This window comes from Kribbella sp. NBC_00382 (assembly GCF_036067295.1).
Classification (GTDB): Bacteria; Actinomycetota; Actinomycetes; order Propionibacteriales; family Kribbellaceae; genus Kribbella.
The window spans coordinates 3,357,136-3,380,943 of the sequence record NZ_CP107954.1 but is presented as its reverse complement, the minus strand read 5'-3'; the positions used below and the strand labels follow the sequence as shown (position 1 = coordinate 3,380,943).

At 65.9% G+C, this 23,808-nt stretch carries 25 protein-coding genes and 1 tRNA gene; 12 read left to right on the top strand and 14 right to left on the bottom strand.

What is annotated here, in order from left to right; genetic code table 11:
• The first annotated feature begins 184 nt into the window (after positions 1–184).
• Entirely contained in the window at positions 185–2,002 is a 1,818-nt protein-coding gene (locus OHA70_RS16460) for a glycoside hydrolase family 2 protein (protein WP_328333404.1), read from the top strand.
• 4 nt (positions 2,003–2,006) lie between these two features.
• On the opposite strand, the gene pqqB is transcribed toward OHA70_RS16460, so the two are convergent.
• The 6 genes from pqqB to OHA70_RS16430 all read right to left on the bottom strand — a co-directional run bounded on the left by pqqB (position 2,007) and on the right by OHA70_RS16430 (position 6,313).
• Complete coding sequence (pqqB, locus tag OHA70_RS16455) at positions 2,007–2,876, bottom strand: pyrroloquinoline quinone biosynthesis protein PqqB (RefSeq protein WP_328333402.1); 870 nt, start codon at positions 2,874–2,876, stop codon at positions 2,007–2,009.
• Complete coding sequence (gene pqqE, locus OHA70_RS16450) at positions 2,873–3,949, bottom strand: pyrroloquinoline quinone biosynthesis protein PqqE (RefSeq protein ID WP_328333400.1); 1,077 nt, start codon at positions 3,947–3,949, stop codon at positions 2,873–2,875. The genes pqqB and pqqE overlap by 4 nt, the downstream gene beginning before the upstream one ends.
• A complete protein-coding gene (gene pqqD, locus OHA70_RS16445; RefSeq protein WP_328333398.1) occupies positions 3,946–4,212 on the bottom strand; it encodes a pyrroloquinoline quinone biosynthesis peptide chaperone PqqD in 267 nt (88 codons plus the stop codon). Before pqqD ends, pqqE begins: the two co-directional genes overlap by 4 nt.
• The gene (gene pqqC / locus OHA70_RS16440; RefSeq protein WP_328335142.1) at positions 4,209–4,907 is read right to left on the bottom strand and encodes a pyrroloquinoline-quinone synthase PqqC; all 699 of its coding nucleotides are present in this window, start codon (positions 4,905–4,907) and stop codon (positions 4,209–4,211) included. Before pqqC ends, pqqD begins: the two co-directional genes overlap by 4 nt.
• A 138-nt stretch (positions 4,908–5,045) precedes the next feature.
• Positions 5,046–5,147, bottom strand: a complete 102-nt coding sequence (gene pqqA, locus OHA70_RS16435; RefSeq protein ID WP_328333396.1) for a pyrroloquinoline quinone precursor peptide PqqA — start codon at positions 5,145–5,147, stop codon at positions 5,046–5,048.
• A gap of 110 nt (positions 5,148–5,257) precedes the next feature.
• Complete coding sequence (locus tag OHA70_RS16430) at positions 5,258–6,313, bottom strand: YeiH family protein (protein ID WP_328333393.1); 1,056 nt, start codon at positions 6,311–6,313, stop codon at positions 5,258–5,260.
• A 117-nt stretch (positions 6,314–6,430) separates the two neighbouring features.
• Here OHA70_RS16430 and OHA70_RS16425 point away from each other — a divergent pair, with 117 nt between their 5' ends.
• A complete protein-coding gene (locus OHA70_RS16425) occupies positions 6,431–7,207 on the top strand; it encodes a GntR family transcriptional regulator (RefSeq protein ID WP_328333391.1) in 777 nt (258 codons plus the stop codon).
• Positions 7,208–7,271: 64 nt separating this feature from the next.
• Positions 7,272–8,138 (top strand): oxidoreductase, encoded by an 867-nt coding sequence (locus OHA70_RS16420; RefSeq protein WP_328333389.1) that lies wholly within the window; start codon positions 7,272–7,274, stop codon positions 8,136–8,138.
• A gap of 47 nt (positions 8,139–8,185) precedes the next feature.
• Here OHA70_RS16420 and OHA70_RS16415 read toward each other — a convergent pair whose 3' ends face one another.
• Complete coding sequence (locus tag OHA70_RS16415) at positions 8,186–8,989, bottom strand: MBL fold metallo-hydrolase (protein WP_328333387.1); 804 nt, start codon at positions 8,987–8,989, stop codon at positions 8,186–8,188.
• A 254-nt stretch (positions 8,990–9,243) separates the two neighbouring features.
• Here OHA70_RS16415 and OHA70_RS16410 point away from each other — a divergent pair, with 254 nt between their 5' ends.
• Both OHA70_RS16410 and OHA70_RS16405 read left to right on the top strand, forming a co-directional pair.
• Positions 9,244–10,155 carry a LysR family transcriptional regulator gene (locus tag OHA70_RS16410; protein ID WP_328333385.1) on the top strand — a complete coding sequence of 304 codons (912 nt, stop codon included), beginning with the start codon at positions 9,244–9,246 and terminating at the stop codon, positions 10,153–10,155.
• Positions 10,152–11,024, top strand: coding sequence for a serine hydrolase (locus OHA70_RS16405; RefSeq protein WP_328333383.1), 873 nt, complete (start codon positions 10,152–10,154; stop codon positions 11,022–11,024). The genes OHA70_RS16410 and OHA70_RS16405 overlap by 4 nt, the downstream gene beginning before the upstream one ends.
• On the opposite strand, the gene OHA70_RS16400 is transcribed toward OHA70_RS16405, so the two are convergent.
• The 3 genes from OHA70_RS16400 to OHA70_RS16390 form a co-directional block, all read right to left on the bottom strand.
• The gene (locus OHA70_RS16400; RefSeq protein ID WP_328333381.1) at positions 11,025–11,420 is read right to left on the bottom strand and encodes a RidA family protein; all 396 of its coding nucleotides are present in this window, start codon (positions 11,418–11,420) and stop codon (positions 11,025–11,027) included.
• Between the two features lie 8 nt (positions 11,421–11,428).
• Positions 11,429–12,598, bottom strand: a complete 1,170-nt coding sequence (locus tag OHA70_RS16395) for a hypothetical protein (protein ID WP_328333379.1) — start codon at positions 12,596–12,598, stop codon at positions 11,429–11,431.
• 123 nt (positions 12,599–12,721) lie between these two features.
• Positions 12,722–13,357, bottom strand: a complete 636-nt coding sequence (locus OHA70_RS16390) for a flavin reductase family protein (protein WP_328333377.1) — start codon at positions 13,355–13,357, stop codon at positions 12,722–12,724.
• Positions 13,358–13,422: 65 nt separating this feature from the next.
• Here OHA70_RS16390 and OHA70_RS16385 point away from each other — a divergent pair, with 65 nt between their 5' ends.
• On the top strand, positions 13,423–14,130 hold the full coding sequence (locus OHA70_RS16385; RefSeq protein WP_328333375.1) for a helix-turn-helix domain-containing protein: 708 nt from the start codon (positions 13,423–13,425) through the stop codon (positions 14,128–14,130).
• A gap of 62 nt (positions 14,131–14,192) precedes the next feature.
• Positions 14,193–14,438 carry a hypothetical protein gene (locus OHA70_RS16380; RefSeq protein ID WP_328333373.1) on the top strand — a complete coding sequence of 82 codons (246 nt, stop codon included), beginning with the start codon at positions 14,193–14,195 and terminating at the stop codon, positions 14,436–14,438.
• A gap of 186 nt (positions 14,439–14,624) precedes the next feature.
• On the opposite strand, the gene OHA70_RS16375 is transcribed toward OHA70_RS16380, so the two are convergent.
• From OHA70_RS16375 to OHA70_RS16360, 4 genes are all read right to left on the bottom strand, one after another.
• Complete coding sequence (locus tag OHA70_RS16375) at positions 14,625–15,179, bottom strand: ANTAR domain-containing protein (RefSeq protein WP_328333371.1); 555 nt, start codon at positions 15,177–15,179, stop codon at positions 14,625–14,627.
• A 293-nt stretch (positions 15,180–15,472) separates the two neighbouring features.
• Positions 15,473–16,135, bottom strand: coding sequence for a zf-HC2 domain-containing protein (locus tag OHA70_RS16370; RefSeq protein ID WP_328333369.1), 663 nt, complete (start codon positions 16,133–16,135; stop codon positions 15,473–15,475).
• Entirely contained in the window at positions 16,132–16,641 is a 510-nt protein-coding gene (locus OHA70_RS16365) for a sigma-70 family RNA polymerase sigma factor (RefSeq protein ID WP_164600137.1), read from the bottom strand. The genes OHA70_RS16370 and OHA70_RS16365 overlap by 4 nt, the downstream gene beginning before the upstream one ends.
• 50 nt (positions 16,642–16,691) lie before the next feature.
• Positions 16,692–17,114, bottom strand: coding sequence for a DoxX family protein (locus OHA70_RS16360; RefSeq protein ID WP_328333363.1), 423 nt, complete (start codon positions 17,112–17,114; stop codon positions 16,692–16,694).
• Positions 17,115–17,320: 206 nt separating this feature from the next.
• On the opposite strand from OHA70_RS16360, the gene OHA70_RS16355 reads away from it, so the two are divergent.
• From OHA70_RS16355 to OHA70_RS16335, 5 genes are all read left to right on the top strand, one after another.
• Positions 17,321–17,396: transfer RNA gene (locus OHA70_RS16355), tRNA-Lys, on the top strand.
• Between the two features lie 444 nt (positions 17,397–17,840).
• Positions 17,841–18,254, top strand: a complete 414-nt coding sequence (locus OHA70_RS16350) for a hypothetical protein (RefSeq protein ID WP_328333361.1) — start codon at positions 17,841–17,843, stop codon at positions 18,252–18,254.
• 610 nt (positions 18,255–18,864) lie between these two features.
• On the top strand, positions 18,865–22,281 hold the full coding sequence (locus OHA70_RS16345; RefSeq protein WP_328335140.1) for a CHAT domain-containing tetratricopeptide repeat protein: 3,417 nt from the start codon (positions 18,865–18,867) through the stop codon (positions 22,279–22,281).
• Positions 22,274–22,648, top strand: a complete 375-nt coding sequence (locus OHA70_RS16340) for a hypothetical protein (protein ID WP_328333359.1) — start codon at positions 22,274–22,276, stop codon at positions 22,646–22,648. The genes OHA70_RS16345 and OHA70_RS16340 overlap by 8 nt, the downstream gene beginning before the upstream one ends.
• Positions 22,649–22,715: 67 nt before the next feature.
• Positions 22,716–23,696, top strand: coding sequence for a serine hydrolase domain-containing protein (locus tag OHA70_RS16335; protein ID WP_328333357.1), 981 nt, complete (start codon positions 22,716–22,718; stop codon positions 23,694–23,696).
• Positions 23,697–23,808: the final 112 nt, after the last annotated feature.

Below are 23,808 nucleotides of genomic sequence, written 5' to 3'. Positions count from 1 at the left end.
AGCTGGACACCTGTCTCACCAGCATGATGCTTGTGGGTGGCAAATGGTTCGCTCTCCTCCACCTTTCAACCACAATTGCAGGTTGTTGCATCGCGCCCCGGCCTGTGCTCGCCCGTTGCCCAGGCCTATTACAACGTTGTACGCTCGTCACCGCCCGCATCCCTCCAGCTCCCGGGAGCCCTCGATGCCCACTCCTCAGCGCCACCCTGAGCAGCCCCGCCCCGAGCATCCGCGCCCGCAGTTCACCCGGCCCGACTGGCTCAACCTCAACGGCGAGTGGCAGTTCGAACTCGACCGGTCCGACTCCGGCCTGGAGCGCGGAGTCCGCGAGCGCGAGTTGCTGCAGCGGATCACCGTGCCGTTCGCGCCCGAGTCGCGGCTGTCCGGGGTCGAGAACGTCGACTTCCTCGAGGCTGTCTGGTACCGGACGACGGTGACGATCCCCGCCGACTGGGCCGGCCGCGACGCGGTCCTCCACTTCCAGGCCGTCGACCACGACGCGACCATCTGGGTCAACGGCGTCGAGGTGGTCCGGCACCGCGGCGGCTTCACCCCGTTCAGCGCCCCGCTCAGCGCCGTCGCCGCTCCCGGCGAGGAGGCAACGATCGTGGTCCGCGCGCGAGACAGCCGGTACGGCGTACAGGCGCGTGGCAAGCAGTCGCAGCCGTACTTCAACGCCGATTGCCACTACACCCGCACCACCGGGATCTGGCAGACCGTCTGGCTCGAGGCCGTCCCGGCAGTCCACCTGAACCGGCCGCGGATCACGCCCGACGTCGCGGGCTCCTGCTTCCACGTCTCGGTTCCGCTCTCCGCCAACAAGCCCGGCTGGCGAGTCCGCGCCGTACTGTCCGACGCCGCCGGTGAGGTCGCGTCGGCCGAGGTCCGCGCGGATCTCGATCTCGCCCCGCGGCTCCTGCTCGCAGTACCGGCCGATCGGGTGCGCCTGTGGAACACCACCGATCCCCACCTGTACGACGTCCGGCTGGAGCTGATCGATGCCGACGGCAACCTCGTCGACGCGGCCGACAGCTACGCCGGATTGCGGTCCATCTCGATCAACGGCCAAGCGGTACTCATCAACGGCGAGCACGTCTTCCAGCGACTCGTTCTGGACCAGGGCTACTGGCCCGAGAGCCTGATGACAGCACCGACCGAGGACGCGCTCATCGCCGATATCGAGCTGAGTCTGGCCGCCGGCTTCAACGGTGCACGCCTGCACCAGAAGGTGTTCGAGGAACGCTTTCTGTACCACGCGGATCGACTCGGCTACCTGGTCTGGGGCGAGTTCGGCGACTGGGGTGCGGGCGTCGCGGGCACCGGGGACGACAACCAGCAGCCGACCGCGTCGTTCGTGACGCAGTGGCTGGAGACCGTCGAGCGCGACTACAACCACCCGTCGATCGTCGGCTGGTGCCCGCTCAACGAGACGCACCAGCTGCTGCACGACAAGATCACCCAGCTCGACGACGTCACGCGAGCGATGTTCCTGGCCACCAAGGCGGCCGATACCTCGCGGCCGGTACTGGACTCGTCGGGCTACTCGCATCGGGTGCCGGAGACGGACATCTGGGACTCGCACAACTACGAGCAGGACCCGGTTGAGTTCGGCAAGCAGATGGCCGGCCTCGCCGACGGTTCGCCGTACGGGAACACCGGTCCGGAGGGGCGGCCGATCTCGCAGGAGTACAACGGGCAGCCGTACTTCTGCAGCGAGTTCGGCGGGATCTGGTGGAACCCTCAGGCCGCGAGTGCCTCCGGCAACGACCCCGAGTCGTGGGGGTACGGCCAGCGGGTCAAGGACGAGGCCGAGTTCTACGACCGGTTCACCGGGCTGGTCGACGCACTGCTCGACAACCCGTTGATGTTCGGCTATTGCTACACGCAACTGACCGACGTCTTCCAGGAGGAGAACGGCATCTATCGCTTCGACCGCAGCACCAAGCTGGACGTGCCCCGCATCAAGGCAGTCCAAGTCCGCTTGGCGGCGTACGAGCAGTAGGTCTCTACAGCACAAGGGCTGTCCCATCAGGTGGGACCTTCACACCTGCCGCCCGGATTCCGGCGTACTGCGAAGTCGCCGGATCCAGGGCGGGGTTGGTGTTGTTGAGATGCGTGTAGGCCCACGCGGTGCCGGGTTGCGCGGCGCTGAGCTTGCGGATGCGTTCGAGACTGGCCTCGATCGGCAGGTGCCCCATCACGCTCTGCGCCTTGGCGGTGGCATCGGCCCTGTCCGACATCTCCCCACCATCATGAAAAGTGCCATCCAGTACTACGTACGCCGCGCCATCCACGAATTCGTCGAACCCATCCGGCCAGGTCGCCAGGCAGGGCGCGTAGACGAGCACCCCTCCGGTTGCGGGATCCTCGAAGCGGTAGGCGACCACCCACGGATCGCCCGTCGCGCCGGTCACGTACTTGGGCTGCTTGTTGCTGACAGCAAGCACCTTGACGCGCAGGCCGGCCAGGTACTGGTCAGACCCGATCGTCGACCAGGTCCAGGCGCCGTACTTGCTCAGCGTCGACCTGACATCTTTCAGCGCTTGAAGAACAGCAGGCGGACCGTAGATCTCGAGACCGGAGCCCTCCCGCAACATCATCAGTCCGAGCGTGTGATCCAGCTCGGCATCGGTGAGGAAGACTCCCTTGATCGGCGTCTCCCGCGGACCCGGCCCAGCTCTGAGCTCTTTGGTGGCAAGGATCTGGGCACGGATGTCGGGCGACGCGTTCACCAGGTACCAGTCGTTGCCGTCAGCACTGATCGCGAGCCCGTCCTGCGTTCGAGGTAGGAGACCAGGGTCGGAGCAGGTCAGGCAGGCACAATTCCATTGCGGGAAGCCACCACCGGCCGCGGTCCCGAGCAGGATCGCCTTCATCCGCGCATCTCGAACTCGACCCGCTTGACCGGTGTCTTGTTGGGAGTCTTGAGGATCAGGTCCACCAGCCCGCGATCGGGCGACTTCTTGCAGACCGGGTCGGTCGCGGCGCCGTCGCCGGTCAACAGGAATGCTTGACACCGGCAACCACCGTGGTCGAGTCCGCGACGGTCGCAACTTCGGCAGGTGTCGCTCATCCAGTCCTCACCGCGATACGCGTTGAACGACTCGGAGCCGTACCAGATCTCGTGCAGTGACTTGGCGGTCGCGTTGTCGAGGTCCAGCGTCTCGATCGCACTCGCGGCCGGACACGGAAGTACCGTCCCGTCCGGCGCGATCGTCAACTGCCGAGCACCCCAGCCGTACATGCACGGCTTCGGGTACTCCTCGTAGTAGTCGGCGACGACATAGATGACCTGCATCCTGCCCTTCAACCGATCAATGGCTGCCCGTACTACGGGCTGCGCCGCGTCGAGCTGCTCCTTGGTCGGCATCAACTGGTCGCGGTTGCGCAGCGCCCAGCCGTAGTACTGGGTGTTGGCCAGCTCCAGCCGGTCGGCGCCCATCTGCTCGGCGAGCGCGATGATGCCTTCGAGCTGGTCGTGGTTGGTGCGATGGAGGACGACGTTGACGCTGAGCGGGAGGCCGGTTCGCTTGATCAGCTCGGCGGCAACGATCTTGTGGTGATGGGCGCGGGTACCGGCGATCTTGTTCGCCCGCTCGGCGTCCGCGGCCTGGACCGAGAGCTGGATGTGCGACAAGCCTTTGTCGACCAAGGTGTTGAGGCGTTGCTCGGTCAGGCCGAGGCCGCTGGTGACGAGGTTGACGTAGGCGCCGAGGTTCGCGGTGTGCTCGATCAGCTCGGGAAGGTCGGGTCGGCCGAGTGGTTCGCCGCCTGAGAAGTGCACCTGGAGGACGCCGAGTTCGCGTGCTTGGGTGAGGATCTCCTTCCACTGCTCGGTTTTGAGCTCCTGGTCGCGTTGCAGGAGTTCGAGTGGGTTGGAGCAGTACGGGCAGTGCAGTGGGCAGCGATGGGTCAGCTCCGCCGTCAGTCCGAGAGGCGCCTCCGTCATGACCACTCCACCACCTGTCGATCGGCGAGCCGGGCGAGGACGTCGACGACCTGCTGGGGTTGCACGCCGTCGTACTGGTTGCTCAGGGCAAGGGTGATCTGCTCGACGTCGGACTCACCGTCGCAGAGCTGGAGGATGGCGGTCGCCGTCGGGTTGGGGACGAGCACGCCCTCGGGGTAGAGGAGTACCTGGAGGTCTCTGGTGTGGTCGTAGGTGAGTCGCACACCTCGTTTGAGCCGGGGCTTCCCTGCTTGAAGGCTCATTGCTTGGCCGCGGCTCGTTCGATCGCGTCGAGCATGGACCAGAGGACGTCGCATTTGAAGGAGAGTGCGGCGATCGCCTTGTCCTGTTGCTCGCGGGTGATGCAGTGCTCGACGACCAGGTCGAGCGTCGCCTGCCCTTCGCCGGAGACCGCGTCGATGCGGTTGGTGAAGTAGGCGAGGTCCTCGGCGCGGATCCACTCGTACGCCGTGAGCATGTCCACCACGCGTTGCTTCATCAGGTGGCCGGAGAACATCTCGGTCAGACCGGACGCGACAGCCTCCACCCAAGGCTTGGTACGGGCGAAGGTGACATAGGCGTCGACGGCGAACCGTACGCCAGGGGCGAGGTGGCGCTCGTCGAGCACTTCCTCGCGGGTGAGGCCGACTGCTTCGCAGACCTTCAGCCAGCGCTCGAGTCCGCCGTCTTCGCCTGCCTTGCCATCTTGGCCGGTCTTGCCGTCGTGGTAGGTGATGCGGTCGAGCCACTGGCGACGGACGTGCGGCAGGGGGCAGTTGCTGATGATCGCCGCGTCCTTCTGCGGGATCATGCTCTGGTAGTACCAGCGGTTGGCGGCCCACAGGCGCAGCTCCCGCTCGTCCAGGTCGCCGGCGTGCAGCCGCCGGTGGAACGGGTGCGTTCCCCAGTACCGGCACGACAGCCCGCGTAATGCGGCGGTGAATTCCTCGGCATTCATGGTCGACACAACGGCCTCCGCCTAAATTGAACGTCACAAATGGAACTCGGGCGCACGGAAATGCGCTGTGACGGAACTTGTTCAGGGGAAATCCCGGAAAACGGGGGCCTGCGGCGCAGGCCCCCGTTCGGCGGTGTGTCAGTCGATCCGCGCCGCGTAGGAGGTGACTTCGGTCGGAGTCTCGAACTCCAGGAAGTCCGGGGCGATCCAGGTTTCGCGCTGCTGCGTTGTTTCCACCATGGTTAGCTCCTTGCGTTCATGACGGGGGGCGCCGTCAATCTGCAAGATAAGACTTAGGAAGGGACATTTACTAGCCCTGTCCCGAGATTTGGTATTCCAGGTTTCTTATTTCACAACGTGCCGGTGAGCAGTTGCAGCCCCAGGCTGCTCAGTGCTACGGACATCCACAACAACGCGCCCAACGCCAACGGCCGCCAACCGGCCTTGCGCAGTTCACTCGGCCGCATAGACAGCCCGATCGCCACCAACGCCGAGGTGATCAAGAACGTCCCGACCAGCGACAAGCTCTCCTGCCACGCATCCGGCACCACACCCGCGCTCCGCAGCCCAGCGGCCACGATGAACCCGATGAGGAACAACGGCACCATCCGTCGCCACGGCAGCTTGCCCGCAGCAACCGGCTCCGCCCCAGACACACGACCGGCCACCCGCGCCTCCCGCCGCGACTTCAGGATGACGAGGCCGATGACGATGGGGATGAGCATCAGGGAGCGGGTGAGCTTGACGACCAGTGCTTGGTCGCCGGCTTCCTGGGAGTAGGTGTAGCCGGCGGCAACTACCGAGGAGGTGTCGTTGATGGCGGTACCGGCCCAGAGGCCGAAGGCTTGGGCGTCGAGGCCCAGGAGGTGACCGAGCGGCGGGAAGGCGAGTACCGCGACCACATTGAAGGTGAAGATCGTGGCCAGCGCGTAGGCGACCGACGACTTCTTCGCACCGATCGCGGCGGTGGCGGCGGCAATCGCCGAGGCCCCGCAGATCGCAGTACCGACTCCGATGAGGGTTTGAGTGTCACCGCGTACTCCGAGCAGGCGACCGAACAACCAGGCACCGCCGAGCGCGACCGTCAACGTCCCGAGCATCACCGGGAGCGACTCACCGCCGACCTTCACGACCTGCTGGAGCGACAGCCCGGTGCCGAGCACGACGATCGACAGTTGCAGCAATGTCTTCGACGCGAACTCATACCCCGGCCGCGACCAGGACCCGCGCAGCGCCGGCACGAGCACGCCGGCCAGGACGCCGAGCACGATCCCGAAGACCGGCCCGCCGATCACCGGCACCAATCGCCCGAGCGGCACCGCGGCCCCCGCCAGCGCGAGCACCACCAACAGCCCCGGGACGCGCTCAATGAAGTGCGGCTTCGAGACAGGCTCAGGCTCGACCACAGCCGGTGACCTAACCTCAACGTGCACCACGACCGGTCCTCCTGACAGAAATGTGCGTACATTTAAGTTAAGAGATGACCGTACATTTGGCAAGACGGCGTCGACGGAGAGGTCCGGATGAGCGAGCGCAAGCTGGATCGCAGCGGTGGACAGTCGCTGTGGAAGCAGCTGCAGCAGGAGCTGGTACGCCGTCTGCGGGCCGGCGAGTTCGACGACCTGTTCCCCGGCGAGCTCGCGCTGGTGGAGGAGTACCAGGTGAGCCGCCACACCGTCCGCCAGGCGCTCGGCAAGCTCCGGGCCGACGGGCTGATCGTCGCCGAGCGTGGGCGCCAGCCCCGAGTCGCCACCTCACCGGAGATCCGGCAGCCGATGGGTGCGCTCTACAGCCTCTTCTCGTCGGTCGAGGCGTCTGGGCTGCCGCAGCACAGCGTCGTACGGGCTCTGGATGTCCGGGCCGACGGAGTGATCGCCAGCAGGCTGGATCTGGAGGCGTCGATCCCGCTGGTCTACCTGGAGCGGGTGCGGTTCGCAGGGGACGAGCCGCTGGCGCTGGACCGCGTGTGGTTGCCCGCGTCGCTCGCCTCGGGGCTACTGGACGCCGACTTCGGCCATACGAGCCTATACAACGAGTTGGCCGAGCGCACCGGGCTACGGCTCGACCATGGCCGGGAGGACATCCGGGCGGTCAACCCGACGCCGGCTGAGCGAGCACTGCTGCACTGCCCGGCCGACGCGGCCGCCTTCTCGATCAACCGGCTAGGGCACGCCCAGGGCCGCAAGATCGAGTGGCGGCACACCGTAGTACGGGGTGACCGGTTTGCTCTGGCTGCTGAGTTCTCCGCCCACACCGGGTACCGCCTGGCGCCGGCTGCGGCTGGTACTGCGCTTTCCTAGCCCCGTGAGTCCCAGGACAGCGGGGGCATCCCCATAGCTGCTTGAGGCGAGCGAGAGTCGGAGTATGACTACAAACCTTCCCGGCGGGGCTCTCACGCTTGCGGACGATCTCACCATCAGCCGGATGGGCTACGGCGCCATGCAGCTGGCCGGGCCCGGTGTGTTCGGTCCGCCGAAGGACCACGACGAGGCGATCGCCGTACTGCGTACTGCGGTCGAGCTGGGCATCACGCACATCGACACGAGCGACTTCTACGGACCAGTGGTGACCAATGAGCTGATCAGGGAGGCACTGCACCCGTATGCCGCCGACCTGCACATCGTCACCAAGGTAGGAGCCCGGCGCGGCTCCGATGGCAGCTGGAACCCGGCGCAGGAGCCCGAGGACCTCAAGGCCCAGGTCCGGGACAACCTCGAGCACCTCGGGCTCGACACGCTCGACGTCGTCAACCTCCGCGCGCCGGGGCACGAGGAGGTCAGCGACGCGTCGATCGCCGCGGCGTTCACGGCGCTGGCCGAGTTGCAGCAGGAGGGGCTGATCAAGCACCTCGGGTTGAGTGGTGTCTCGGACGCGCAGCTCACGGAGGCGCAGGCGATCGCACCGGTCGTCACGGTGCAGAACCTCTACAACCTGGCCAAGCGCGGCGACGACGCACTCGTCGACCGGTGCGCGGCCGAGGGGATCGCGTATGCGTCGTTCTTCCCGCTCGGTGGGTTCAGCCCGCTGGAGTCGGAGACGCTGACGAAGGTCGCCGCCCGCGTCGGCGCCACCGCCCAGCAGGTCGCCCTGGCCTGGCTCCTCCAGCGCTCGCCAACGCTGGTACTGATCCCCGGTACGTCCTCGGTCGCACACCTCCGCGAGAACTTCGCCGCCGCCGCGCTGGTCCTCCCCGACGACGCGATCACCGAACTGGACACCATCGGCAGGTAGACCCGCCCACGTCGAGCTCCGGCCGCTCGGGCTCGGTGGTCGAGTGCTCAGAGCGTGATCGACTTCAGGTGATCGACGGTGACGAATGTCGAGCCGGCGGCCTCGGCCGAGGTGCGGAGTTTGGCCAGGCCGCCCCAGTCGACCGCCGACTTGTCCAGTGGCTGATCGAAGTCGTCCCAGTGGGTGGCGATCACCGTCTTCACCGGCTTGATCGTCTGCAGCAACCGATCGGTCACGCCGGGCTCGCCGCCGGGCGCCGCGAGCACGACATCGACCTGCAGATCCCTTAATTCATTGGCATCGAAGCCCGCAGTACTGAGGCTGAGGATCCGCAACCCGCCGATCGTGATCACGTAGGCGAGCGTGCCACCCTCCACCAGGTCAGCGATCGTCCGCGGCCGCGCCGGTACCGCCCCCGGCCGCGTCCCCGGGAACGCGAACTGATGCCGCTTCCCACCACACGAATGCACCGACCGGAACACCTCGATGGTGAACCCTTCGAACGGCAGGTACTCCCCACCGCTCACCTGCGACAGCTGGTCGGCCGGCGCCTGCATCGCCCGCAGCAGATTGAGATGCGACTCGTTCCCCAACACCGTCGCCCCGGTTTTGCGTGCAACATATGGCACATCGGGGATGTGGTCGTAGTGCCCGTGATGCACCAGCACCGCATCGGCCCCACTCACGTACCGATCAACCACGTCCGGCCGACTGACCACCCGAGTCCCGGGATCAGCCCCCTCAGCGCTGTAGGTCCCAGTCTTGAACCTGGTCAACCAGGGGTCAGTCAGCACCACGTACTTCCCACACCTGATCTCCCAAGCGTGATTCCCCCACCACGTGAGCGTCACAGGCTCGCGCCCCGCTACAACGCTGGTTGTACTTACTGCCGCTTCAACGCCGGTGGTACTCCGCCAACCGACCACGCTTGCGGCACCCACCGCGGCCGCCGCCGTCCCTGTCAGCACACCTCTGCGACTCAAAGTCACGCCGTCTCCCTCACTCGAACCGGACTGCCAGTCAAGGCGAGGGCTGAGCGGGATGTCGAATATGCTCTTACATATGAAGCGAGTTGCTGGAGATATCAGCGCAGGTCAGGTGGGTCATGCTGACTGAGCGGTATCTGCAGATCTTTGTGGCGCTCGCCGAGGAGCAGCACTTCGGGGATGCGGCGCGGGTGGTCGGGATCACCCAGCCGCCGCTGTCGCAGGGGCTTCGGCGGTTGGAGGCGATGGTCGGGGCCAAGCTGTTCGAGCGCGGCCTCGGGCGGGTTGAACTCACAGCAGCAGGAGCAGCTCTGCTGCCGTATGCGCGGCGAGCGCTGGGAGCGATCGACGAGTTCCACCACGCGGCGGTCGCTCAGGACCCTGAGGGGCCGGAGATTCGACTCGGGCTGGCTCCTGAGGTACCTGCGGCTGTGGGCGCGGCGGTTGCTGCCGCCTGTGGTGAGGCCGTACGTGGGAGTCGGGTGACCGCTATCTCCGCGCCCACCAGCGCTCTGGTCAACCAGGTATCGTCCGGCCGGCTCGGGCTGGCCGTAGTACTGCACCCGGCTGTGCTCGATGGCCTCCAGGCAGGGCCAGTGACGCTCCTCAGAACCTGGGCGCTAGTACCGACCTCGCTCCACCCCGACGACGGACAGCCACTGCCGCTCCGCCAGCTCGACGGACTGCCAATCGCAGTACGGCCGCGTGCAGAAGCCCCTGCCGCCAGGGACCTCTTCCTCGACACCCTCGGCCTCCACAGACCCAGCGGCGGCACAGTAGTCGTCACCGACGACAGAGCAGCCCTAGCCATGGCCGCAGCCGGACAAGCGATCGTCATCACCCCAGACGACTCCCTCCAAGCAGCAGGCGTCGGCAGACACCGCCTAGTCGACGACCCCCTCCCCATCCGCCTCCGCCTCGTCCACCCCCACCCCGGCACCCCGAACGCCCTCCCGCCCGAAGCCCTACCCCACCTAACCCAAGCCCTGGCCACCGCGCCCTCCCGGCCACCAGCGGAGCTCCAGCAATGACGGGCAGGATTCGGGCGACCTTCGAGGATGCGGGCGCTCGCGGTTGGTTGCATGCTGTCTCGCTCGAGCACCCGGAGCAGACTGTCGATCTGGACCCGGACGTCGTAGTACCGATTGCCTCGGTCTACAAGCTTCCGCTGCTGGTTGCCTTCTGCCACCTGGTGGACAGTGGCGAGCTAGACCCGCGCGAGCAGCTAACCCTGCAGCCGGGCGACCGCATCCCCGGCGCCACCGGCCTGTCGATCCTCCGCGACCCCGTGACGATGTCCCTGCGCGACCTGGCCGTCATGATGATGGCCGTCTCCGACAACGCCGCCGCCGACGCCTTGCTCAACCAGGTTGGTGTGGATCGCCTGGCCGAGCTACTGCAGTCGTTCGGCCTACAGCACACCCAGGTACGCCGCGGCGCCGCCGGCAACCTCCGTGAGCTGCGACGACGGACCGGGGCGAGTGACGTCGACGCGGCGTTCGCAGTACTGGCTGACAACGACCAGACGGACCCAGTGGGCGTGTACGACGCCGCCGGGATGGCCGCGAGCTCCGCCAGGGACATGACGACGCTCCTGGCCGACCTGTGGTCCGGACGGCTGCTGTCCGACGAGCAGACGGCATTCGCCCAGACCCTCCTGCAGCAACAGGTCTTCACGCAACGCCTAGCCTCCGGCTTCCCGTACGACGGAGTGCGCGTCGCCGGCAAGACGGGAACGTTCGGCGCCCTACGCCACGAGGTAGGAGTGATCGTGATGCCCGCAGGCGACGCCTACGCCATCGCCGTCTTCACCCACGCAGCAAGAGGCGACAACCGCCTCCCCCGCGTCGACGCAGCCATCGGCGAAGCCGCCCGCCTGGCCATCGACCAACTGCGCTAACTACTCAGCGACGACCGCGTACGCCTCGACCTCGATCAACACATCTGGCCGGAACAACGCAACAACCTGCACCGCAGTACTGGCCGGCGGTTTGTCCGTGTCGATGTGAGCATCCCGCGCAACCCGGATAGCCGGCAGATACGCCACATCCGTGACGAAGAAGTTCAACTTCACCACATCCGCAAACGTCGCACCGGCCGCGTCCAGGCAACGCTCGAGATTGGCAAACACCTGCCGAGCCTGCGCCCCCGCATCCCCCTCCCCAACAAGGTTGCCCTCGGCATCAAACGCGACCTGCCCAGAAATCGCGACCCACCGCCCGGGCCCGCTGACCACATGGCTGTACCCGTTCCCCGGCGCAACACCTTCGGGGTTCAGATGACTGAGCTGACTCAAGATCTGTCCTAACTACGTTTGAGATCGGCGAACAACTGCTGCTCCGTCCGCCCCAACTGTGCGGCCATGATCCGATCACGCTGATTCTGATCGGCCCCCCGAAGAGCCAGCTCCTGGTAGAGCTTGATGACCTTCCCCTCACCGTACTTGCGGACAAGGTAATCGACCGTCAACCATCCGATCTCGTATGAGCTTTCCGGCGTCCTGAAGAAGGTCTCGTCGGACGGCAGGGTATTCACCTTGGCCAGGTAGTCGGAGCGGACCACCAAGCGATGCTTGTCGAGGTCGCGTGGACCGGCGATCGTCTGCCAGTCGACGTATCTGGCCGCGCCCTCGATGAGCCAGTGCGGCGCGAAGGGCCCGTACTCCGCGCAGGCGACGTGCGTGAACTCGTGCGCCAATATCCGGGTGCTGAGCTCGTACCGAGCCGTCGGATTCACCACGACGTACGAGCCGCCGTACTTACCCAACTTGTCTGCTGCACTCGGCAAGGTCCGGTACACGTGCGTCGCCAGCGCCAGCGACTCAACTTGCGGATTGCTGAAGTCGGCACCGCGCACCTGCTCGTGGTTCAGCGTCAGTGCGATCACCAGACCACCACCTCGCCAGCTGGCCGACCACGTCTTGTTCACCGCCTTCACCGCAACCTCCGCTTGGCTGAGGATCGACGCGGCCAGCTTCGCGTTGCCCGGCTCGACAACCACCAGCGCCCGCGTCCCCCGGCGTACCAGCACCGGTCCAAGATCCCAGGCCTCCTGATGCGACCCGTTAGGCAGGCCGGCCTCCAGATCGGTGTCGTTGACCAGGACGTACCGTCCGCCACGCTCCGCGAACGTGTACCCCACAGCAGTCTTCGCCACCTGATCGTCGATCCCACCGATCTGGTACGTCATCGCCGCGCTCACCAGGTACGTCGTCGGCCCGTACTCGTCGATCACCCACTGCTCAACCTGCGGCTCACCCCGCAGGTAGCTCAACTTCGTGAACCCGAACTGCACCAGATTCCCGAACAGCACCTTCTGCGCTGCCACCAATTTCGCGTTCTTCGGATCGACATCAGCCAGGAACTGTGCCCGATTCTTCCGCAGTACAGCGGAAGCCCGCCGCTTCAGAATCGCGTCGACAGCAGCACGCTGCGTACCCGCGTCAACCTGTACCGCCGTAGGCCTACTCGCCACCGGAGCGACCTTCTCGTGCCCCCGCCAAAGCACCCCACCGGTGACCCCACCAGCCACGACCGTGACCGCAAGTCCCAAGACCCATCCCCGCCGAACCCCATTCACCGGCTAAGCATGCACCAGTCACCCCACCCCGGAGACGCTGTTGCACGTTGCTGCAGTGGGGGTCTCGGTGCGGAAGCTCTCGCCGAGTTGCTCGCCCAGTCCGAAGTAGTGGCGGAAGTTGTAGATCAACGGCGACCACCGCCGCGGGTCGACGTACGAGGTTCCCGGTACGACGATGCGCGGGTCGGCGTGGACGCGTACCACTCGCGCCTCGACGATGAAGAAGTTGCCGCTAGCATCCAATCGGATGTCGTCGGCAACGGCCTCGAACTGCAACGGGCATTCGGCGACCCGCGGTGGACCGACCAGCTCGGACGGTACCGGCGTCAGCCCGGCCGCCTCGAACTTGGCCGGCTCATACCGGAACCGATCACGCTTCTCCTCCGGTACCGGGTACCGGCCGGTCATCCCCGCGATGCTCTCGACCGCCGTCCAGAGCTCCGGCGACGGGAAGTTGATCACCATCTCTGGGCGTTCCAGCAGGTTGTGCGCGGTCTGGCCGTCCGTACCGATGCCGAGGACAACGACATCGCCAAGTGCCCAGGCCGACGACATCGGGGCGAGGTTGACGGTGCCGTCGCCGTTGGCCGTACTGATCAATTCGACCGGCGTACCGACGTACAGGATGGACGGTTCGATCGTCAGATGCGTCATGGTGGCGAGGCTAGGAGCGACTCGGTTAGGTGGGCGCCGAAGCGTCGGCGAGGCAGGATGGTGGGGTGAACACGTCGACGGAGGGCCAGGAGCTTGCGGCTTGGGCGAAGATGCTCGCCGACTCCACCAGGGCCACGGTGTGCCTCGCGCTGCTCGACCAGCGGGCGTGGACAGCGACCGAGCTCGCCAAGCTGGCAGGGGTTTCGCGGCCGACGATCAGCGAACACCTCAACGTGCTGGTCGACGGCGGCCTGCTCAGCGAAGTACGACAGGGACGGCATCGGTACGTGAAACTCGCCGGTCCGGAGACGGCTGAGTTGCTGGAAGGCCTTGCGGCGTTGGCTCCCCGGCGCCCGGCCACGGCAACGAGTCTCGCCGGGGCCTCGAAGCGGGACTCCTTCGCCCGCGCCCGGATGTGTTACGACCATTTCGCCGGCCGGCTCGGCGTCGCGCTCACGGACGCGATGACGGAGCGTGGCCTGCTCGACTGGTCGGAAGGCGTCGCGCTCACGCCTGAGGGCACCGACTGGCTCGCAGAACTCGGCATCGTGGTCGAGCGGCGGCATGGGCGTCCCGCAGTACGGTCATGTCTTGATGTGACCGAGCGTCGACCTCATCTGGCCGGCGCTGTTGGGGCCGCCATGTGCGCACATGCGTTGCGGGAAGGCTGGGTGACGCGCATCTCCGGCGGCCGCGCACTCAAAGTCACCGGTTCGGTCGAGACCTTCGGTCTTGGTGACAGTGTGGTGCGAGAACTGCTCGCCAGATCATGAGTCCTGTGACAGAGAACACGCCTCAGTGGGCAATTGTCGGCGGAACCGCCTAGCCTTCGGGCATGACTGAGTTCGAGCCCGACACCGAGCTGGTGTCCCGTCTCTCGTTGCCCAGCCACGTGATCGTCCAGGTGGACGGCCAGTGGCGGCGCGGCTGGCTGATCGGCCGCGAGCACGAGGACACGGGATGGATCGGCGTGGTGCAGTACGAGGGCGACGACGGTATCGAGCACACGGATCGCCTGCCGGCGGACCGGATCGCGCTACCGGAGTCGGACCGACCGACTGAGCGAGCGTCCGCACAGTAACTTGCTGAAGCTTTTGGAGGAGGAGTAACACAGGAAGGCCCCCGGGAGCATCCGGGGGCTTTCGTGTGTAACGACGTCGGGGCGCCTCGAGCGACGAGAACCCCGCCCCAGGCCTTCGGGCGGTTAACCTGGGGCAGGATCCTCAGTGGCGTTACACACGGTGTATCGCTCGTCACGGGTCTGGTGTTACAGGTTTTCGCCAAGATTCCTGGTGGCGATCAGTTTCCGGGCCACGTCGCGGAGTTTGACGTTGGAGTCCTGGGAGTAGCGACGCAGTACTGCGAACGCCTGGTCGCCGGTCAGCTCGAAGCGTTCCATCAGGATTCCCTGCGCCTGGCCGATCAGTCTGCGCGCCTCGATCGCCTGCCACAGGCTCGCCTCGGAGCGCGCCCGGGCGATCGCGAGGGCGGCGTGGTCGGCGTACAGCTGGGCTCGGAGCGCGTCCTGATCCGTGAACCGGTTCGGCGCCTCGTCGTACAGATTGAGGGCGCCGACGGTGCTGGTCGGCGTACGAAGGCTGATGGTGAGGACGCCGGCGAACTGCTGCAGCCGGTCGGTGTCCTCGGTGGCGGCGGCAGTCTCCAGCCGGCCGGCTCGATGAACCAGTACTACGCTCGCGTGACTGACGCCGATCGCGGCCGTCACGTAGTCGAGGAACCGCTTGGCGGTGTGCTCGACGTCAGGCTGCTCATACAGGTCTTGCGCCATCCGAGCCAGCTCCTGGGCCAGCTCGTCGCTCACTCGGGGACTACCGAATACGGCAGGGATGTTCTCACCGGGAGTCGTCCTCGGGGGTCGGTACCTTCGCCACGGGCGGCATGCTGCGCCGCCGGGCTGACTTCCCAACCGGAAGGAACCATACCCCGCCGCGTACCGGCGTACCGGGGGTGTTGTGCAAAGGGCAGCCCCGGCGCACGTCTCTGAACGCCGGGGCCTGGAATGACCCATCTCTCGAGCGACCGGTCGCTCCTAAGTGACAGGTGCCCTTTCGAACCGTGGTCAATCAACTACTGGGTGGCTGGAGGCAACCAGTTTCAGAAAGAGACGGCCAGCAGCACTCGGCCCGACTCGGCGCCGCGGATGTCGAGCCCCTTGATCTGGGCGCGGTGCAGCTTGGTCGTGGTGGCCGGCTTCACCGTCGTACCGGGGGCTGCCGTCCAGCTCGCCAGCAGTGTCGCCTTGCCGCTGTCGTCGGTGACGTACAGCTCGTAGCCGCGAGCCCGCTCACTGGGCGTGGCCAGCTCCTCGTAGCGGCAGCTGATCTCGATAGTGGTCCCCCACGGCTCGTCCACCAGCCTCGCGTCGGCGGTGAGCTTGCTCGCCACTGTCTGCGCCAGGACCACAGTGTCGCTGCTGGGCTCATCTCTGCCGAGCGTCCCCTGGAACACCACGCCGGCGACCGCCGCGGTGGCGGCTGTAGCAGCCACCACCGCAGCGAGCCGGTACCGCTTGCGCCGCCGGTCCCGTTGCACACTGCGCACCAGGCCCGGCAGCAGGTTGGGCGGAGGGGCGGTGAGGGTGGCCAGCGCCCGGTCGTCCGGCAGTACCGCCAGAGTCCCCGGTACGCCGGCCAGCTCCTTTATCGCCTCCGAACACTCCTGGCAGTCGGCCAGGTGTCCCTCGTAGGCCCGCCGGTCCTTCGCCGACAACGCCCCGAGCAGGTACGCCGCATCCCACTCCCGGTACGGGTCGCTCATTCCTTCGTCACCCCCCTCTCCTGCAGCGCCAGCTTCAGCGCCCGCAGCCCGTAGTGCAGCCGCGACTTCACCGTGCCGGCCGGTATGTCGAGCTCCTTGGCGATGTCGGTGACCGTGCGCCGGCCGTAGTACGCGCGCACGATCACCTGCCGGTGGTCGTCCGACAACTGGGCCAGCGAGTCAGACACCAGCCATGCGTCCAGTACTGCGTTCGCGTGGTCGGCGCTGGGTCTCTCCGGCAGGTCGTCACTGGCCACCTCCCGGGTGACCCGGGCACTGCGCCGGTCGTCGATGACGAGGTTGCGCGCCACCGTGAACAGCCAGGCCCGGGCCCCCGCCTCGTCCTCGGTCAGGATCTGCGGGCGCCGCCACGCCCGCAGCAGGGTCTCCTGAACGACATCCTCGGCGAACCGGTCGTCCCCGGTCAGCCGGACGACGAACCGCCACAACGAGGGCGCATGCACGTCGTGCAGCTCCCGCAGCAGCGCCGCGCGGTCGTCGGCCATCGGCACTCCCGTCCAGTCGTCGTGCGGCTCATCGTCCGGCCTACCCGGGGTCACTCAGTCGCAGCTGCCAGCTGCCGCGCCTCCTGCTGCTTGAACACCGGCAACTTCTCCAGCGCCCAGACACCAGACCCGAAGAACGCGATCAGCAGGAACGCGAACGCGAACAACGCCGGCTTCTCGCCACCGTTCTCCACCGGGAACAGCCCACCAGGCTGATGCACGGTGAAGTACGCGTAGGCCATCGAACCAGAGCACAGCAAAGCGGCGTACCGGGTCCCCAACCCCACCATCACGAGCGCCCCCGCGACAACCTGGATCGCCGACGCCCACCACCCCGGCCAGACGAACGCCTCCACCTGCTTGGTCCCCAGCACGCCGAACATCGACGCGATCCCATGCGTCGCGAACAAGAACCCCACAACGATCCGGAAAACGGCCAGTACCTGGTCCTGCCAGCGCTCCAGCACACTCATCACTTGCTCCTCACGGTGAACGGACGGGTCCACGCATCCCCCACCACAGGTCGGCACCGGGGGATGCCCTCACCCCCAGAACGACCCACCACCCCATCCGGTTCAACCGTTCGTAATGTTTTAACTACCCTCCGAAACCAGTCGACCCGCTGGTCTACCCATTCGCGATCCACCCCCAACACCTGACAGACTGTCCCCACACACCCGGGCCCCTAGCTCAATTGGCAGAGCAGCGGACTTTTAATCCGCGGGTTGTCGGTTCGAGTCCGACGGGGCCTACCACCCGTACGACGGCTGCCCACGCGCGGCTCCTCCGTCGCCGTGCTCCCCACCCCCCCGGCTACCTCGCTCCTCCGTCGCTCGTCCCGCCGCCGTGAGAGCAAACCCGCGGCTGGCCGGCCGACAAGCCAGGCTCGACCTGGTGGGCTTCGCGCGACGTCGGCGTCTCCGTGCCTGAGCCGGATGGCGCCCACCACCCGTGGACGAAGCGGCATGACTACGCAACAATCGCGCCTTGGGATTCAGCCGACGCTCTGCGAGTTGAGCTGTGGGAGCCGACGTTCGGCAGCGTGGCGTCGGGGATCTGCTTCGCGTACCCCCGGCTGTTGGACTCGCGCTCCTCGGCGACTGATTCGTCACATTGCCACAAGTTGCAGAAAGCTTTCATTGCCGGATGCAACTAAGGCACACTCCTTGCGACTCAACGAACACTCTCGAGGAGCACATATGCGACGAGTTGTCACTGCCGGCATCGGTCTTGTTGCGGCGCTTGGAACCATCGGCATCACAGCGCCGGCGCAGGCGGCCACGACGGCTGGGAAAGACTTCTACACGGACTACGGCGCCACCTGGTACAAGGGCAGCGTCTCGTTCTCCAACCAAACGGTCTCGGCTTACGGCCGGATCAGCACGTCACCCGGAAGCGGCTGCCGGTACGGCGCAATCATCCCCTTCGTGGGGACCAGGGAGTACGCCGGAGCGAAGACCCCGACCGTCTGCGATGGCGCGTACACCGAAGGGTCGATCACCTCCGTTGACAGTGTCCGTGGTGGATACACCTCGGTGGTGGTCGCAATCTTCGCGGTTTACCCAGATGGGACCGCCGAGGCCGTCAGAACGACGAAGCACATTCTCCGTTAGAGCACCCATCGGCTGCGGGTACGGCCGGCTCGCTAAGTCTTGATGCCGGCAGGCCACGCCGAACGCGACGATGCGTTCGGCTTCGACCGCACGTCGGGTACTCGTACGACGCACGCCCCCGCGCGCGACCCCCATGCCGCTGACAAGGCCGGCCGAGCTGCTGTGTGGCGGGTGGTGACTGGCTCTGGATGGGAATCGTTGGCATCCTTGGAGTTCGGTTCGGAGCGGTGCGGCGGGGGAGTCTGTGGATCGTTTGCTGGTCGAGCTGGAAGCGGATGGTCTCGTTCGGGTTTACACCTGGATCGGCGGGGAGCTGCCCGAGCCGGCGGGTGGGGCAGGTCAGCGGCTGGTCTGGCCAGTGGACGAGCCTGCGCTGGAAGAGATTCGCTGGTACCTGGAGGACTACCTCCGGACGCCGTTCGGTGTCTACGAGGACGCCGGCCCGCGGATCGCCGATCGGTTGCGGTCTTGGGGCCAGGATATTTTTGCGGCGGTCTTCGGCTCCGGTGCGGCCCGCGACGCCTACATTCGCTTGCGGAGCCGGGGCACTCCACTCGAAATCGTGTTCCGGTCCCGCTCCCCCGAGTTACTCGGGCAACCATGGGAACTCATGCACGACCCCGATCGAACGGCGCCGCTGGTGCTGGACGGCGTAGCGATCAGCCGGAGTATCCCCGCGGCGGGGCCAGGCGAGGTCTTCCGCGTTTCCGGTCAGCGTCTCCGCGTTCTGATGGTCATATCCCGGCCGGCCGGGGCAGCAGATGTCGGTTACCAGATGATCGCCCGGCGGATGGTCCGCCGGGCGCCGGCGATCCGTGGCGACGTCGAGCTGGTGGTACTGCGGCCCCCGACCCTGGAGGCGCTCAAGCTGCGGCTGACCGAGGCACAAGCTGACGGCATCCCGTTTCAGATTGTCCACTTCGATGGACACGGCGCTCTCAACAAGCGCCGGCCGGACCTTGGGGTTCCGCTGACGCTCGACTCCAGAGGCGATACCGGAGTCCTCATATTCGAGAAGCCGAACGGCGGCTCCGATCCGGTCCCTGCCGCTACGGTCGCCTCGGTACTGGCCGAAGCGCAGGTGCCGCTGGTCGTTCTGAACGCTTGCCAGTCCGGCGCGGTCGGCAAGGAGCTCGAGGCCAACGTCGCGGGTCAGCTACTGCAGTACGGCTGTGCGTCCGTCGTCGCGATGGCCTACAGCGTGTACGCGATCGCGGCGGCCGAGTTCATGACCGCGTTCTACGAGCGTCTGTTCGCGGGGGACACCGTCAGTTCCGCGATGTCAGCGGGACGGTCCCAGCTGGCCAGAACCTCGGAGCGTCCGAGCCCGCGCGGGCCGATGCCGTTGTCCGACTGGCTGGTCCCGGTGCACTACGAGCGCGCGCCGGTGGTGTTCCCCCAGCTGGTACCGACTCACACCCCCGCCGAGTCAATGGACCAAGTACTTGACCGGCTTCGCCGAACCGTATCCGTGGACCGATCCGATCCCCTCGCTCCCACCGACGACTTCATCGGCAGGGACGGCCTGTTCTACGACCTGGAGGTTGCTCTTCGTCTTCAGCGGGTGGTCGTCCTCAACGGTCCCGCGGGGACGGGCAAAACCGAGCTGGCCAAAGCTTTCGGCCGCTGGTGGCAGGCCACCGGTGGCGTCGAGCAGCCGGAGTGGGTGGTCTGGCACTCTTTCGAACCCGGTAGCGTGTCGTTCGGCCTGCCCAGCGTCGTCGACGCGATCGGTCTACAGGTCTTCGGATCCCAGTTCGGGCAGCTTCCGCCCGAAGAACGACGCCGGGTGGTCCTCGACTTCTCAGCCGAACAGCGACTCCTGCTGATCTGGGACAACTTCGAGTCCGTGCGCAGCATGCCGGATCCGTCGCATGCGACACCTCCCCCGTCCGCTCAGGAACTGCAGGAGATCGTCGACTTTCTGCAGCAGGTCGCCTCCGGTGGAAAGAGTGCCGTCCTCATCACGAGCCGAAGCAGAGAGGATTGGCTCGGCGCGGAGACCCGGCGAGTCGCTGTCGGCGGTCTGAGCCCGGACGAGGCCAACGAGTACGCCGACAATCTGCTCGCGCCGTATGCAGTATCCGTGCAGCGGAGAGCACAACGAACTTTCGGTGAGCTTCTCCAGTGGCTCGACGGTCACCCACTCAGCATGCGCTTGATCCTGCCCCATCTGTCGGCCACCCCAGCCGGTGAACTGCTGGACGGCCTGAAGGGCACGACTCCGCTCCCCGGGTTGGTTGGTGGTGGGCGTACGACCTCTCTTGCCGCCAGCATCTCGTACTCCTTCGACCACTTGAGCCCGGCGACTCGTGAACTGCTGGTTGCAGTGTCGCTGTTCTACGGCGTTGCCGACGCTGATGTTCTCGCCGCCGTCAGCGCCTACGATTCCTCTCCGGCCAGGTTCCAGGGGCGAACTCAGGCCGCATGGTCCGCGGCGCTGGATGAGGCAACCGACGTCGGCCTGCTGACTTCACTCGGTGCGGGGATGTACCAGATCCATCCGGCCTTGCCTGCGTATCTGACCAGTCGATGGCGTGATGACAGCGGCTCCGAATACGAGCATGAGATCGCAGCGGCTCAGAGATGCATGCTGTCAGTGGTCAGCGAGCTGGCCGACTTGCTCAACGTCGCGATCTCGTCGGCGGGGGCCGCAGCGTCCTTGGCGATGATGGATCGCCATCGCCACACCCTGGGCGCCATGGTCGGCGTCGCTCTCGAATCGGAGCGATGGGGGGATGCACAGTCGATCCTCGCACCGTTCGACCTCTACCTCACCAAGCGTGGATTGGCCGCTGAGGCCAACACCTGGATCGATCGGGCAAGGCTGGCCGTCGAAGGGCTGGACGGCTCCCCACCGGCCGCCGAAACAGCTGCCGGTCAGCTGTGGCTGTTCGTGGTGACGGCGCAGGCCAGCCGTCAGATGGACGACGGGAAGATCGTTGAGGGTGAGCAGATCCACCAAGCCATCGTCCGGATGGCCGAGAGTCAGCCACCCTCGGCCAGTCAGCGTCGGACCCTCGCAAGCTCGTTCCACGAGCTCGGGATCATCGCCTTGCACCGAAGAAACCTTCAGCAAGCAGTGAGCTGGCATCTGAAGTCGCTGGCCATCTTCGAGGAACTGGAAGACCACACGCTCGTCGCCATGAGCTGCCACCAACTCGGCATCGTGGCCCAGGTGCAGAACGACCTCGACGAAGCCGACCGGTGGCTCCGTCGAGCCCTGACGATCGAGGAGGCCGCGGAGAATCAGCCGGCGCTGGCTTCCACCTATCACGAACTCGCACTGGTCTTTATGGCTCGGGGGGACTATCCACAGGCCGAAGACTGGTTTCTCAAGTCGCTGAGGATCAAAGCGGGTCTGGGCGATCGCCCCGGGCTGGCTCGTGCCTACCACCAACTTGGCGCGCTCGCGGTTCTGCAGAACGACCTCAGCCAAGCCGATCATTGGAACCGGCAAGCCCTGACCCTGCTGGAAGAACTCAGAGATCGCCCAGGTTTGGCCCGCTGCTATCGCCAGCTGGGGGTCATCGCATGGCAGCAAGGAGATGACGAGAACGCCGTAGCCTGGATCCTCAAAAGCCTGCCACTCTACGAGGCGCTCCAAGACCACGCCAGTGTGGCGTCGATCTTCTCCCATCTCGGGTCTATCGCTCGCCAGCATCAACAGCTGGAAGAAGCCGCTGACTTGCAGTTCAAGTCGATTGCCATCAACGAACGTCTGGAGAATTGGCCGGACGTGGCCACGGCCTATCGGGAACTCGCGCTGATCGCAGAGCAGTACGGCCGAGCCGAGGAAGCGCTCGAATGGATTGTTCGAAGCCTCGCGATCACCTTTCAGCTCAGCCAACCCCCATCGCATACGACGCTGTACGTGTTCGGGCATCTTGGCGCGAAATTCGGTGAACCGTTGCTCGAACAAGTGTGGATGAACCTGCTGGAAGAAGCCCTTCCCAGCGAAGTCCGCGCCCTCGTGGGTCAATATCGCGAACTAGAAGACAACGAACAGGACCTATCCCATGACTGACGACCAGCAGATCATCGCCCGCGCTGCCGCGCTTCGCCTGGCTCAGGAGCAGGCGTTGGGTCCGCGACTCGTGACCGAAGTCGAGCAGGCCCTGGCCGCCGACGGCCGGTCCACTTCGCCCGACCAGTACATCGACCCGGTATCCATCGGTGCTCTGATCGTCAGCATTGCCGGTCTCGGATGGACCATCTACACCGATCTGCGGAAGAAGTCCGTCGCTCCGCCAGCACCGGTCGTCGCCCGGACCATTCGGGTGAAGTACGAACTGGCCCCTGATCTCGACCCCGAAGTGAGGGGGCGGATCATCGAGGTCGTCGCCGAGGAGACCGTGAGGATCGGCTCGGACTCACCACCCCTCGAGAAATAACCCACGTCAACGAGACGCCGGTGCGTCCGCGTCGTCGATGGTTGGGATTGAGGCTTAATCTGCGGCCATGGTGGAGGCGGAGATTGATGCGGTTGCTGCGGAGACTGGGTTCTCTGGGGTGGTGTGGGTCGACCGGGGTGGTGAGGTCGAGTTTGCTGAGGCTTATGGGTTGGCGAATCGGGCCTATCGGGTTGCCAACGGCGTGGATACGCGGTTCGGGATTGCCAGTGGGAGCAAGGGGTTTACTGCGTTGGCGGTGGTTTCGCTGGTGCGGGAGGGCTTGCTGGAGTTGGGGACCACTGCGCGATCGCTGCTTGGTGATGATCTGCCGTTGATTGCGGATGATGTGACGGTTGAGCATTTGCTGACGCATACTTCGGGGATCGGGGATTATCTCGACGAAGATGCAGGCGGGGAGATCACTGACTATTTTGTCGGTGCGGCGCATGAGTTGACGTCGACGGAGGCGTTTTTGCCGTTGTTGGCGGGGCATGTCAGTAAGTTCGGGGCTGGGGAGCGGTTCAGTTATTGCAATGGTGGGTTTGTGGTGTTGGCCTTATTGGCGGAGCGGGCCAGTGGGGTGGGGTATCACGAGTTGGTGCGGGAGCGGGTGCTTCGGCCGGCTGGGATGGACAGGACTGACTTTCTAAGAGCCGATGAGTTACCGGGGGATGCGGCGGTGGGGTATCTGCCGATCGATGGGGTGGATCGGTCGAATGTGTTTCATTTGCCGGTGATGGCTAGTGGGGACGGGGGGATCCACAGCACGGCCGGGGACATCTCCAAGTTCTGGCGGGCTTTCTTCGGCGGCCGCATCGTGGGGTCGGTGGACGAGGTTGTGCGGGCTCGAGTGGATGTGCTGGAGCAAGGTCGGCGGTATGGGCTTGGGTTTTGGCTGGATGAGCGGTCCGACAGGGTGATGTTGGTCGGGGCCGATGCCGGGGTTTCGTTCAAGTCGGTGCATGAGCCGGCGTCCGGGACGACCTGGACGGTGTTGTCGAACACCTCTCCTGGGGCCTGGCCGGTTGCTCGGGTGCTCATCCCCTGAGTAGAGGGACGAACGCTTGAATCAGGTGGTACTGACATTTACCCGGTCGCCCCCCAGGATTTGATAAATGTCAATGTGGGTCGAATGTGGGTAGTGCGGCTTATGAACATAG

Excerpts from the sequence above, each read along its gene's own strand:
- OHA70_RS16365 (WP_164600137.1), bottom strand. The coding sequence starts at position 16,641 with ATGGCCGACGACCGCGCGGCGCTGCTGCGGGAGCTGCACGACGTGCAT.
- pqqE (WP_328333400.1), bottom strand. The coding sequence starts at position 3,949 with ATGACGGAGGCGCCTCTCGGACTGACGGCGGAGCTGACCCATCGCTGC.
- OHA70_RS16425 (WP_328333391.1), top strand. The coding sequence starts at position 6,431 with ATGAGCGAGCGCAAGCTGGATCGCAGCGGTGGACAGTCGCTGTGGAAG.
- OHA70_RS16370 (WP_328333369.1), bottom strand. The coding sequence starts at position 16,135 with ATGAGCGACCCGTACCGGGAGTGGGATGCGGCGTACCTGCTCGGGGCG.
- pqqB (WP_328333402.1), bottom strand. The coding sequence starts at position 2,876 with ATGAAGGCGATCCTGCTCGGGACCGCGGCCGGTGGTGGCTTCCCGCAA.
- OHA70_RS16390 (WP_328333377.1), bottom strand. The coding sequence starts at position 13,357 with ATGACGCATCTGACGATCGAACCGTCCATCCTGTACGTCGGTACGCCG.
- OHA70_RS16460 (WP_328333404.1), top strand. The coding sequence starts at position 185 with ATGCCCACTCCTCAGCGCCACCCTGAGCAGCCCCGCCCCGAGCATCCG.
- pqqD (WP_328333398.1), bottom strand. The coding sequence starts at position 4,212 with ATGAGCCTTCAAGCAGGGAAGCCCCGGCTCAAACGAGGTGTGCGACTC.
- OHA70_RS16335 (WP_328333357.1), top strand. The coding sequence starts at position 22,716 with ATGGTGGAGGCGGAGATTGATGCGGTTGCTGCGGAGACTGGGTTCTCT.
- OHA70_RS16380 (WP_328333373.1), top strand. The coding sequence starts at position 14,193 with ATGACTGAGTTCGAGCCCGACACCGAGCTGGTGTCCCGTCTCTCGTTG.
- OHA70_RS16420 (WP_328333389.1), top strand. The coding sequence starts at position 7,272 with ATGACTACAAACCTTCCCGGCGGGGCTCTCACGCTTGCGGACGATCTC.
- pqqA (WP_328333396.1), bottom strand. The coding sequence starts at position 5,147 with ATGGTGGAAACAACGCAGCAGCGCGAAACCTGGATCGCCCCGGACTTC.
- OHA70_RS16345 (WP_328335140.1), top strand. The coding sequence starts at position 18,865 with ATGCACGACCCCGATCGAACGGCGCCGCTGGTGCTGGACGGCGTAGCG.
- OHA70_RS16360 (WP_328333363.1), bottom strand. The coding sequence starts at position 17,114 with ATGAGTGTGCTGGAGCGCTGGCAGGACCAGGTACTGGCCGTTTTCCGG.
- OHA70_RS16350 (WP_328333361.1), top strand. The coding sequence starts at position 17,841 with ATGCGACGAGTTGTCACTGCCGGCATCGGTCTTGTTGCGGCGCTTGGA.
- pqqC (WP_328335142.1), bottom strand. The coding sequence starts at position 4,907 with ATGAATGCCGAGGAATTCACCGCCGCATTACGCGGGCTGTCGTGCCGG.
- OHA70_RS16405 (WP_328333383.1), top strand. The coding sequence starts at position 10,152 with ATGACGGGCAGGATTCGGGCGACCTTCGAGGATGCGGGCGCTCGCGGT.
- OHA70_RS16410 (WP_328333385.1), top strand. The coding sequence starts at position 9,244 with ATGCTGACTGAGCGGTATCTGCAGATCTTTGTGGCGCTCGCCGAGGAG.
- OHA70_RS16340 (WP_328333359.1), top strand. The coding sequence starts at position 22,274 with ATGACTGACGACCAGCAGATCATCGCCCGCGCTGCCGCGCTTCGCCTG.